Annotated in this window: 1 rRNA gene; it reads right to left on the minus strand. The window is 47.7% G+C overall.

Features of this window, described 5'->3' with window-relative positions:
* Positions 1-73: 73 nt before the first annotated feature.
* Positions 74-2,614, minus strand: a 23S ribosomal RNA gene (locus BN8061_RS00040); the annotation flags it as partial.

The following is a 2,614-nucleotide window of genomic DNA, read 5'->3' on the forward strand; positions in this document are numbered from 1 at the left end:
ACAAGAAAGATTAACAACGCCTAGCACTTAGCTGTGTTTGTTTGATTTTGATTGATTGATTCTTAATCGTTGTTGAAAAAAGTCTATGGGTAATTAGTACTACTCGACTATGACATCGCTGCCTTTACATCTATAGCCTATCAACGTGGTAGTCTTCCACGACCCTTAAAAGAAGTCTTATCTCGCGGCGAGTTTCGCACTTATATGCTTTCAGTGCTTATCTCATCCAAACGTAGCTACTCAGCGGTGCACCTGGCGGCACAACTGATACACCAGAGGTTTGTTCAACACGGTCCTCTCGTACTAGAGTCAACTCCGCTCAAACTTCTAACGATCACAACAGATAGAGACCGAACTGTCTCACGACGTTCTGAACCCAGCTCGCGTGCCACTTTAATGGGCGAACAGCCCAACCCTTGGGACCTTCTCCAGCCCCAGGATGTGACGAGCCGACATCGAGGTGCCGAACCTCCCCGTCGATGTGAGCTCTTGGGGGAGACTAGCCTGTTATCCCCGGAGTACCTTTTATCCTTTGAGCGATGGCCCTTCCATACGGAACCACCGGATCACTATGTCCTGCTTTCGCACCTGATCGACTTGTAGGTCTCACAGTCAAGCACCCTTATGCCATTACACTCTACGCACGGTTACCAAGCGTGCTGAGGGTACCTTTGAAAGCCTCCGTTACGCTTTTGGAGGCGACCACCCCAGTCAAACTACCCACCACGCAATGTCCTTCGTGTGTACGAAGTTAGGCTTCAAGTAAATAAAGGGTGGTATTTCAACAACGACTCCTTAACACCTGGCGATGCTAATTCTTAGTCTCCCACCTATCCTACACATTAGTTACCCGAAGTCAATACGAAGCTATAGTAAAGGTTCACAGGGTCTTTTCGTCCCGTTGCGATTAACCGGCATCTTCACCGATACTACAATTTCACCGAGCTCGTGGTTGAGACAGTGCCCAGATCGTTACACCATTCGTGCAGGTCGGAACTTACCCGACAAGGAATTTCGCTACCTTAGGACCGTTATAGTTACGGCCGCCGTTTACTGGGGCTTCAGTCAATTGCTTCGCAAATGCTAACAACCTTCCTTAACCTTCCAGCACCGGGCAGGTGTCAGACCCTATACGTCATCTTACGATTTGGCAGAGTCCTGTGTTTTTGATAAACAGTCGCCTGGGCCGTTTTACTGAGGCTCCCCTTGCAGGGAGCGACCTTTCTCCCGAAGTTACAGGTCGATTTTGCCTAATTCCTTAACCACGACTCACTCGAGCGCCTGAGGATACTCTCCTCGATCACCTGTGTCGGTTTACGGTACGGGCTGCTTCTCTCGCTATTTCTTGGAACAAATTTCTTAGGATTATCACGCCAGCCGAAGCCTTGGTGTACTATCCCTACTTTACGTAGGTTCAACGTACTATTCCGTCAGTACGCACCTAATACATTCATCCGTCACTTTATTTGAGAGCAGGTACGGGAATATTAACCCGTTTGCCATCCACTTCCCCATGAGGGTACATGTTAGGACCCGACTAACCCTAAGCTGATTAGCATAGCTTAGGAATCCTTGATCTTACGGCGAATCAGTTTCTCACTGATTTTATCGTTACTCATGCCTACATTTTCTTTTCTATAAGCTCCACACATCTTTACAAACATGCTTCGGCGCCGATAGAATGCTCCCCTACCACTTAACTTACGTTAAATCCATAGCTTCGGTAGTATGCTTATGCCCGATTATTATCCATGCCGGACCGCTCGACTAGTGAGCTGTTACGCACTCGTTAAATGAATAGCTGCTTCCAAGCTAACATCCTAGCTGTCTATGCAGTCCAACCGCGTTTATTCAACTTAGCATACATTGGGGGACCTTAGCTGATGGTCTGGGTTCTTTCCCTCTCGGACATGGACCTTAGCACCCATGCCCTCACTGCAGTGAAACATATCTTAGCATTCGGAGTTTGTCAGGAATTGGTAGGCGGTGAAGCCCCCGCATCCAATCAGTAGCTCTACCTCTAAGATACTTAACACTACGCTGCACCTAAATGCATTTCGGGGAGTACGAGCTATTTCCCAGTTTGATTGGCCTTTCACCCCTACCCACAGGTCATCCGAAGACTTTTCAACGTCAACCGGTTCGGTCCTCCACTTTGTGTTACCAAAGCTTCAACCTGCCCATGGGTAGATCACAAGGTTTCGCGTCTAATACTTCTGACTATACGCCCTATTAAGACTCGCTTTCGCTGCGGCTCCGTAGCTGAACTACTTAACCTGGCCAGAAACATTAACTCGTAGGCTCATTATGCAAAAGGCACGCCGTCACCCTTAGGGGCTCCGACCGCTTGTAGGCGTACGGTTTCAGGTTCTATTTCAACTATCTTCTCGATATACTTTTCACCTTTCCTTCACAGTACTTGTTCACTATCGGTCTCTCAGGAGTATTTAGCCTTGGAGGATGGTCCCCCCATTTTCAAACAGGATTTCTCGTGTCCCGCCTTACTCAATTTAACAACTATAACCTTTTCGAATACAGGACTGTCACCTTCTATGGTTAACCTTTCCAGGTTATTCTTCTAAAATTATAACCGCTTTTGGGCTATTCCGCGTTC

Origin of the sequence: Vaginella massiliensis, assembly GCF_900089075.1 — a bacterium.
Lineage (GTDB): Bacteria > Bacteroidota > Bacteroidia > Flavobacteriales > Weeksellaceae > Weeksella > Weeksella massiliensis_A.